4 protein-coding genes are annotated in these 9,113 nt (G+C 64.1%); all 4 read right to left on the reverse strand.

What is annotated here, in order from left to right; translation table 11 throughout:
• A partial coding sequence (locus EOC06_RS25990) for an ABC transporter permease (protein ID WP_368773603.1) occupies positions 1 to 725 on the reverse strand: 725 nt, incomplete at its 3' end.
• Positions 726 to 737: 12 nt separating this feature from the next.
• Positions 738 to 1,772 carry an ABC transporter permease gene (locus tag EOC06_RS25995; RefSeq protein ID WP_027035014.1) on the reverse strand — a complete coding sequence of 345 codons (1,035 nt, stop codon included), beginning with the start codon at positions 1,770 to 1,772 and terminating at the stop codon, positions 738 to 740.
• Between the two features lie 227 nt (positions 1,773 to 1,999).
• Positions 2,000 to 3,652 (reverse strand): ABC transporter substrate-binding protein, encoded by a 1,653-nt coding sequence (locus EOC06_RS26000; RefSeq protein WP_128309123.1) that lies wholly within the window; start codon positions 3,650 to 3,652, stop codon positions 2,000 to 2,002.
• Between the two features lie 266 nt (positions 3,653 to 3,918).
• Positions 3,919 to 9,113, reverse strand: a 5,195-nt coding sequence (locus EOC06_RS26005; RefSeq protein WP_128309124.1) for a translocation/assembly module TamB domain-containing protein, incomplete at its 5' end; no start/stop codon positions are given.

Genomic DNA, 9,113 nt, shown 5'->3' on the forward strand with positions numbered 1-9,113 from the left:
ATCTTCAGCGGATCGGCGTCGAAGACCAGGCCGGCATAGATCCAGCCGCCGAGGATCAGGGTGATGCCGAGCAGGATGTAGAGTCGGTCGGGCCGGTTCTTGTAGCGGGTCCAGAACAGCACGCTGAAAAAGATGATCGGGAACAGGAAGAAGACGCCGGCCATGCCATAGGGGATCGGCGTGTCCATGATGCCCGGCGTCACCAAAAGGTAGAACAGCAGGATGACCGGGAAGGCCAGCACGAGGTTGGCCAGGAAGGACAGTACGGTGTCGATCTTGCCGCCATAATAGCCGGCCGGCAGGCCGAGCGTGATGCCAACCATCAGCGCGAAGCCGGTTGCCGCAGGCGCGATGATCAACACGATCTGGCTGCCATAGACCATGCGCGAAAACACGTCGCGCGCCAGCTTGTCGCCGCCGAACAGATAGGTCAGCCCCGATTTCGGTTCGACGGCGCCCGGCAGCACATCCTTCATGATGGGAATCTGGGCCAGCGGGTCGAAGGGAGAAATGGTCGCGGCGAAGATCGCCGTGAACAGCCAGAACAGGCAGATGCCGACGCCGACGATGCCGACGCCGCTGTCGAACAGCTGGCCGTAGAGCGCCAGCTTCTTCTTGTAGGCGAAGCTCGCACCCATGACGATGACGAGCGCGATCCAGACCGGCCAGAAGCGCGACAGCACTTCGAGAACGATGGTGAAGCCACTGATGTATTGAACCGGCATCCGCTTCGCCCCCTACTGAACTCTGATACGCGGATTGAGAAACGCGTAGCCGACATCGGAAATGAGCTGCGTGATCAAGACGATGAACACCGAGACCAGCGAGCAGCCGAGCAAAAGGTCGATGTCGTTGTTGCCGGCCGCCTCGACCAGCGTGTAGCCGAAGCCCTGGTAACGGAACATCACCTCGACGATCACGACGCCGGTGAGCAGCCACGGGAATTGCAGCATGATGACGGTGAACGGTGCGATCAGCGCGTTGCGCAAGGCATGTTTGACCACAACGCTGCCGAAGGAAAGACCCTTCAACCTGGCAGTGCGGATATATTGCTGCGTCATCACTTCGACCATCGAAGCACGCGTCATGCGGGCGATGTAGCCGATGCCGTAGATCGCCAGCGTCATCACCGGCAAAGTGAAATTGTAGAAGGTGATGCCCTGGCTGGCCGAAGCCGCCGAGCCGTTCAGCCAGCCTAGCCATGAGGCGAAGATGACGGTGAAGATGACGCCCGACACATATTCAGGCGTCGCGGTCGAGGCGATCGACGCCACGGACAGCACCCGGTCGGTTCGCGACCCCTCGCGCATGCCGGCCAGAATGCCGATCAGCAGCGAGATCGGCACCATCACCACCAGCACCCAGAACATCAGGATGCCGGTAGCGCCGAGTGCCGGAAACAGCTTTGAGGCGACGGTCGCCTTGAACTTGGTCGAGCAGCCGAAATCGCCCTGGAAAACGCCGGCGAAGGTCGGCACGAGCGGATCGTTGCAGAAGGAGAAACGCTGCGCCGGCTTGCCGGTCGCCGGGTCTGTAACAGGTTGCTTGGGCACCACGCCCAGCCACTGCCCATAGCGGACGAAGAAGTTCTGCCGGTAGCCATGGTTGACCAGCCAGCTCTCGAGCTGCTCGGCCGACGTATGCATTTCGGTCTGGCTGATCGCCAGCTTCTTCAGATTGGGTTCGAGGTTGATCAGGAAGAAGACGACCATGGTCAGGCACAGCATCGTCAATGCCATGGTACCAAGACGCCTGATAACGAAGGAAAGCATGGCGGCCCCCTGCCGATGGGTTGGGGTTTGAGCCGGCTATAAAAGCCAACCCTGCCGTAACCGGCGGGGCTGGCTCTCAAACAGGCCTTCGGATGCGATCAACCCTGTTTTTGTTGCATGGCCTTGCCCGCGAGTCCGCAACTTTTTTGAGAAAGTGCGGACCAGCAGGGACGGACGATGCAAAGAGCAAGGGAAGGGAGCGAGCCCCTTCCCCCATGTCGATGCGATCAAGCCTGCTCGAGCCAGACCTTGCCGTAGTCGCGCTCGAAGGTCGGGTGCATCTTGTAATTCTGCACCGCCTTGACCGAGTGGCTGTAGAGCTTGCGCCAGTACGGCTGGATCATGATGCCGGAATCCTGCAGGATCTGCTCGATGTCCTTCATCATTTCCTTGCGCTTGGCGGCGTCGGCAACGGCGAGCGCCGCATTGAGCTTGGCATCCCAGTCCGGATTCGACCAGCCGGCCTCGTTCCAGGCCTCGCCGGTGCGATAGGCGATGGCCAGAACCTGGACGCCGAGCGGGCGCATGTTCCAGTTGGTCATCGACAGCGGATACTTCGTCCAGTCGTTCCAGAACGTCGAACCCGGCAGAACGGTGCGCTTCACCTTGATGCCGGCGTCGCGCATCTGGGCTGCGATCGCATCGCCGGTATTCTTGTGCCAGTCTTCGTCGACAGTGATCAGCTCGTGTTCGAAGTCGGCCTGGCCGGCTTCCGCCATCAGCGCCTTTGCCTTGGCCGGATCACGGGCAACCTTGGGCAGCTCGTAATATTCCGGATGGATCGAGCAGACATGGTGGTTTTCGGCGACCGAGCCGGCATTGCCGTAGCCGAGCTGCAGGACGACATTGTTGTCGACCGCAAGCTGCAGCGCGTTGCGCACCTTCTGGTCGCCATAGGGCTTGTTGTTGACGTTGGTGCGGCAGACGATGGTCGACGCGGTGACGATCTCCGACTTCACCAGATCCATGCCGTCTAGGATCGACACGTAGTCGGCCGAAGTTTCGAAATTGGTGTGCACTTCGCCGGCTTCGAAAGCGCTGACCATGGCTGCCGGATCGGTGCCGTAGTCGATGAATTCCAGGCCGTCGAGGAACACTTCGCCATCCCACCACTTGTCGTCGGTGCGGCGCTTGTAGACCACCTTCTGACCGACATCGTAGGAGACGAGTTCGAACGGGCCGGTGCCGATCGGGCAGGCCTTGAAGTCGCCGCCCTTCTCATCGAAGGTCTTGTGGACGATGAGGCCGGGATAGTCGCACATGTTCGGAATCAGGGCGATGTCCGGCTTGGTGAGCTTCAGCACGACCGTGTGGTCGTCCGGCTTGGTCACGGCGCTTTCGTCGAGCTTGTCGTCCTTGACCAGCGAGCCGAGACGGCCGGGCATGGAGTTGCCTTCGGCTTTCTTGTCGGCCCAGCGCTTCAGGTTGAAGATGACGTCATCGGCGGTGAAGGCATCGCCATTCGACCAGGTGACGCCCTTGCGCACATGCAGCGTGTACTGCGTCGCATCGTCGTTGACGTCCCAGCTTTCCAGCAGATAGGGGCGGAACGTGTATTCGGACGTGTACTTGACCAGCGGCTCGAGCGCCTGGCGCTCGGCATTGGCGATTTCCGACCAGTCGGCCTTGCGCGGGTCCTTGGGATCCTTGATCCACTGGGCGATCTTCAGCGTGCCGCCCTTCTTGCCCTTTACCTCTTCGGCCTTCGCCGGAGTCGGATCGGCGAGGCCGAGCAAGCCGTAAGCCATTGCCGTCGATGCGCCGAAGACGCTGGCCATGGCCAGGAATTCGCGGCGATCCACCTTGCCTGCCTTGGCTTCTTCGGCCATGGCCAGGATGTGATCCGGAACGCGATCGCCATTACTCTTATAAATTGTCATGACTTAACTCCCATTGTTGGCTTTCCGCCTTTTAACATTCCGCATCCAGGCCATGATGTCAAAGACGGCGTGGATTGAGAACATGTTAGGGAATGTGCAACTTTGAAAGGGGAGCGGTTCGCGTGATAACGACAGTCTTGGCGCAAATTTGCTACTGTCCGACGGATTCTTCTGGAATCTCGGTAGTCGATTAAACTGAGACATTTACTCCAGCCCGGACAGCGCCAGAATCGATCCATCATGAGGCCAAAAGTCCCGCCGAACTATCAGTATTCCTTCTCGTAGAAAATGCCGCCCTTGGCTTCGCCGGCATCGTTGGCCTCGCCGCGCAGCTTGACGCCGCGCCCGACATTGAGGTCGATCGTCGCCTTGCCCGAGCCCGGCTTGTCGCCTTTCTGGATCGTGACATAGGTGCGGTCGTTGAGGTATTTGCCCGCCGAAACCGCCGTGCCGCCCTGGTCGTCGGTGGTGACGTCGAGGTCGTCGACGCCAATGGCGCTGCGCAGGTTTTCCAGCAGCGACGTCGAGCCGCCGACGCCGGCCAGTTGCCCGGCGGCCTCGGCCAACTGGGCGATCTGCAGCGGCGACAGGTTCGACATCGAGCGCCCGAAGATCAATTGCGCCAGCACCTCGTCCTCGGGCAGCGCCGGCACGGAGGAGAAGGTGAACTTCGGATTGGTCGCCTCGCCCGACACCACGATGGTGACGGTGGCGCCGGTCGTCGTCGTGGTCGCCGTCAAATTGAGATAAGGCACCAGCGAGCCGGAAAATCCGACCGTGCCTTCGGTGAAGGTCAGCCGCTTGCCGAGAATCGACAGCCGTCCGCGTTGCAGGGTGAAGGTGCCGACCGCTTGCGGCGACGAGGCCGGGCCGGTCAGCTTCAGCGAGCCGCCAAGTTCGGCATCGACGCCCCTGCCCTGGATGAAGATCTGGTTCGGCGCGTTGACCGTGACATCGAGTGCAAGGCCGCTACCGCCGCCCTTGCCGCTGGTCGTCGGCGGCCGCAGCGCCTTGTCCTGCGCCTTTACCGCACCTGGCGCGTTCTTGTGCTTGACGTCGAGCGCCGCCAGCGAGCCCGGCAATTTGTCCGGAACGGTGATCACCGTCTTGGCGAGATTGACGGTGCCGGCAATGACCGGTGCGGAGGTCAGCGGTCCCTTGATCGTCAGGTCGCCGCCGAGGTTGGCGGTCACCACCCTTCCGTCCGTATAGCGGCCGTCGACCAGCTTGATCGACAAATCGGCCGGAAAACCCTGCGCCGGGTTGATGCCGACCGTGCCGCTGGCCGACAGGCTGCCGCGCGTCGACAGCGTTCCGGTCAACCGGTTGATCCTGGCGACGCCGCCGGCAATCGAGACATCGGCGGCGAGATCGTTGACGGCGAGGCCGGAGCGCGCATCGACAAGGCGCGCACCCGAGGTGCTGACGCTGCCGCCGATGACGGGCGATGTCGCGGGACCGCGCACCTGCACGTTGACATTGGCGGTTCCAGACAGCGACAGGCCCTGCGCGGCAAGCTTCTGGCTGAGCAGGCCGAACGGCACGACGCCATTGAAGTCGAGCACCAGCGCCGGCGTCCCGGCCGTCGTCACGCTGCCGCCGCCCTTGACGCCAAGGCCGGCTCCATCGCTGACATTGGCATTGAAGGTCAGCTTGTTGGCGCCGAAGGTGCCCGACGAGGAAACACTCACCGCACCGACACCGGCACCGCGGGTCTGCGAGGTCTGCACGCCCGCCGCGTCGAGATTGAAGGCAATGGCGGGATTTGCCGGCGCGCCCGTCACCTTGACCGTGCCCGAAATCGAGCCGGCGGCGTCGAGGCCCGGCGAAAAACTGTTGGCGAGCGACATCGGCACCCGCGCCAGCGTCGCATTGATGTCGAGCGCCGTGCCGACCTTGCCGGTCACCGTCGCCGTGCCACCGCCGAGGTTGAGCACCAGCCTGTCCAACGTCGTCGTGCCATTGGCTATGCTGACGGTCGAGGCCTGGGCAATGGCCGCCTTGATGCCCTGGACGGTCGCCTGGCCGGAGGCAAGCTCGATAGTTGTGGTGCCGTTTGCCACTTTCACCCGGCCGGCGGCCCGCGCCGGAATGCCCTTGACGGTTGCGCCGCCGGAAAAACCGGTCCAGTCGCCGTCGCGCTTCAAATCGACATCGATGCCGCTGATCACGGTACCGCCCGAAATGACGGTGTCGGCGCGGATCTTTCCGGAGATCACGGGCGCCGCCAGATAGTTGGCGACCAGCGCATCGATCGAGACGGCTTTCGCCTGCAGGTCGCCGCGCGTGATCGACGCTGTCGCCGCCTTGATGGCGACCTGCGGTGCGGTGCCGTTCTTCGAAAAGGCGATCGTGCCGCGCACGTCGCCTTCGGCCTTTTCCAGGGCAAGTGCCGCCAGCGGGCCGATATCGGGCAGGTCGAGCGCGATGGTGCCGACCGGCACGAACTTCTCGTCCAGCGCCAGATCGCCGGAAATCCTGTTCTTGCCGAGCGACAGCAGCAGGCCGTTGATGGCGCTCTTGCCGTCCGCCGTCGCCAGCACCGCACTGCCTTGCAGCGCCTGGCCGGCGACATTGCCGGTCAGTTGCACATTCGCCGCCGGATTGGCGGCGTCGGCCTTGCCGGTGGCGGTCAGCTTCAACCCGGTGATCTCTCGCGCCGCCACGAGAAGGCGGTCGCTGTCGACGGTCAGTGACAGATCCGGCGCCGTGGCCGGCCCCTGTGCGTTCAACGCGAAGGCGATGGCGCCCTTGGCATCCTTCGACAGCAGCGAGATGTCGCTCAGCGCGCCCTTGATGTCGGCGGCCACCTTGTTGTCGGCAAGGCTGGCTTGCCCGTCGGCGGTCAGCGCACCCGAGGTCAACTTCAATCCGCCTATGTTGATGCTGCCGTTGGGGTCGCGCTTCAGCGTGGCGCTGATCTCAGCGCGTTCGCCAAGCATGCCGCGCGCCGCCGCAGGCAAGGCCGACGATGGGGCATCCGCCTTCAGGTTGAGGTCTATGGCACCGTCTCGCAGCGATACCTGGCCGGCGACCTGGCTGTTCAATGCATCGCTTTTGAGCGAGCCGCTGTCGATGGCAAACAGGTCGGCCGTCAGGCGGCCGCTGACGGCTGCCGTGACCTTGCCGGCGATCAGCGGCGCGATCACCGGATTGTTGAGACCGACCTTGTCCACCGACACCGTGCCGGAAACCGGCCCTGCACGGTTCTTGAGATCGAACGCATCCGAATGCAACGCCAGGGCAAGCCCCTCCACCCTCGCCGGGCTGGTGACGATCGAGGGCAGGATCGCCGAGACATCCAGGCGGGCCCGCGTGCTCTCGCCCGCCACCTTTGCCGACAAGGACTGGATCTCGATCTTGACCGGGCTCTCGGCGCTGCCGACAGTCAGGGGCAGGCTGGGGCCGGATGAGATGAGATCGAGCGCGAAATCGCTGGCGCCGTTCGGGTTGAGGGTGCCGGTCGCCTTGCCGGAAATCTTGTCGCCGGTCAGCGTCGCCCGATCGAGCACCACGCCGCCGGCCATGGTGTAGCTGCCGGCCGCATCGACGGCGAGCGGTCCGAGCCCGGCCTGCCGGGTCTGGCTGGTTTCGACACCGGCCAGTTGCGCATTGAAGCGGACGTCGGGAGCGGCCGGCGGTCCGGTCACACCAGCCGTGCCGCTGAGCGTGCCCACAGCATCGAGGCCGGGCGAGAATTCATTGGCGAGCGCCGCGGGCAGTGCCGAAAATTGCGCCGCGAGATCGAGCGTCTGACCGGCAGTGCCCGACAGCGTCACCGAGCCACCGCCAACATCGAGAGCCAGTTTCTCGATGCTGGCCGTGCCGTTGGCAATACTCAGTGTCGACGCCTGGGCGATTGCCGCCTTGATGCCGCGAACCGTCGCCTCGCCCGAGGCGATCTCGATGCTCGTCGTGCCGTCGGCGATCTTCACCCGGCCGGCAGCGGTCGCCGGAATGCCCGCTATGGTGGCGCCGCCGGTAAAATTGGTCCAGTCGCCATCACGCTTCAGGTCGACGCCGATGCCGCCGATTTCCGTGCTCCCGGAGGTGACGCTGTCGGCCTTGATCGTACCCGCGATCGCCGGCGCCTTGAGATAATTGGCGATCAGCGCATTGACGGTGATGGCCTTGGCCGCCACCTCGCCGCGCGCGATCGATGTGCTCTTGGCATCGATGGCGACGGAGGGCGCGTCGCCATCCCCCGCGAAGCGGATGGTTCCGTCGATGTCGCCCGTTATCGCCTGGCCGGCAAGTGCGGCCAGCTGGTCGATGGCAGGTGCATCGAGCGTCAGCGTGCCGAGCGGCATGTACTTGTCGTCGAGCGCGAGATCGCCCGAGACCTTGTTGTCGCCCAGCGAGACCAGGAATCCATTGATCGAACGCTTGCCTTCGCTCGTCACCAGCGCTGCTTTGATGTCGAGCGGCTGGTCGTCGACGGAGCCGGTCAGCGATACGTTGGCGGCGGGACTGGTGATATCGGCCTTGCCGCTAGCCGTCAGCTTGATGCTCTTCACCGTGCGGCCCGATGCCGTCAGGCTATCGCTATCGGCGGTAACAGTGAAATCCGGCGCCGTCATAGCGCCGCTTGCCGACAGCGCGAAGTCGATACCGCCGGCGGCCGGCACGCCGACTGTCGGCGACAGCACCGAGACGTCGCCCAGTTTGCCCTTGATGTCGGCCTGGATGTCGGTGCCTTGCATGCTGGCCGTGCCGGCGGCGCTGAGCGTGCCGGAGGTGAATTCGATCGAATTGGCGGCGAAGGATCCCTGCGGATCGCGGGCCGCGCTGGCCGAGAATTTCACCCTAGCGCCGAGCACCGAGGCGATCTGCGGCGGAAAGGCCGTCGCCACGGCATCCGCGTTCATCTTGAGCTGCATAGACAGGTCGGCAAGCGCCACCGTCGCGGTCAGCGAAGCGTTGAGCGCGTCGGAACGCAGCGTGCCCTGGTCGATGGCAATGGCGTCCTTGCTGACCGACCCGGCCAGGTCGACATCGATCTTGCCGGTGATCAGCGGCGCCAGCGTCGCCACGTCGGTGTTGAGGCCGCCCGCCTCCAGCTTGACGGTGACCGGCCCGGCGCGGTTCTGGATGTCAAAACCGTCGGAATGGATCTGGGCCGCCAGATCGTCCAGCCGCGTGCCGCCGGCGACGATGGAGACGAAGGAGGCGCCGATGTCGATGATCGGCGCCTTGCCGTCGCCGAAGGCGCGGGCGGTGGCATTGCTGATCGCCAGCGTGATCGGCTGCGCCTTGCTGCCGACACTGATCACCACGGGTGGACCCTTGGCGGCGAATTCGACCGAGAGGTCGCTGGCGCCGGCAGGATCGACAATGCCGGTCGCGGTGCCGTGCACCGCATCGCTGTCGATGTTGGCGCGGTCGACACTGACGCCACCGGCCGATGTGGCGGTGCCGGCAATGTCGAAACTGGTCTTGCCGGCAAACAGCGGCTTGAGAT

The organism is Mesorhizobium sp. M7A.F.Ca.MR.362.00.0.0, from assembly GCF_004023175.1.
Lineage (GTDB): Bacteria > Pseudomonadota > Alphaproteobacteria > Rhizobiales > Rhizobiaceae > Mesorhizobium.

What these genes read in the sequence shown, in the direction of transcription:
- EOC06_RS25995 (WP_027035014.1), bottom strand. Translation starts at nt 1,772, where the DNA reads ATGCTTTCCTTCGTTATCAGGCGTCTTGGTACCATGGCATTGACGATG.
- EOC06_RS26000 (WP_128309123.1), bottom strand. Translation starts at nt 3,652, where the DNA reads ATGACAATTTATAAGAGTAATGGCGATCGCGTTCCGGATCACATCCTG.